Below are 356 nucleotides of genomic sequence, written 5' to 3' on the forward strand. Positions count from 1 at the left end.
TCTGTGGACCGGGTTCCGAACTGTCGCAATTTTATCTCATCGGCAAAGTCGCTCTATGGACGATGGTTTTCAGCGGCGTCATTCTGCTGATGATCCTTCTGTTCAGTGCGCTGGCATTTAAAAGCCGACGGGGGCAGTTACTCAGCCTCCGCCTGGCGCGTCCCTTTTTAATGCTGGCGTGCTCGCTGCAGGTGCTGGTACAGGGCGCCATGTTGGTGTGGCTTTCTTTCTGGGGCACCGCCTTTTTCACGCAAAAATACTATCCAAAGCTGGTGATCCTGGTCGCGCTGCTGGTGTTGGCTGCGATGTATTACATGATCAAAGGCATCTTTAAAAAGCTGCCGCCGGAGGAGAGC

General features: G+C 53.9%; 1 protein-coding gene. It reads left to right on the plus strand.

From position 1 onward, the window contains the following. Positions 1-356, plus strand: a 356-nt coding sequence (locus GYB81_RS23860) for a hypothetical protein (RefSeq protein WP_218573893.1), incomplete at both ends; no start/stop codon positions are given.

Origin of the sequence: Pseudomonas yangonensis, from assembly GCF_009932725.1 — a bacterium.
GTDB classification, from domain to species: Bacteria; Pseudomonadota; Gammaproteobacteria; order Pseudomonadales; family Pseudomonadaceae; genus Aquipseudomonas; species Aquipseudomonas yangonensis.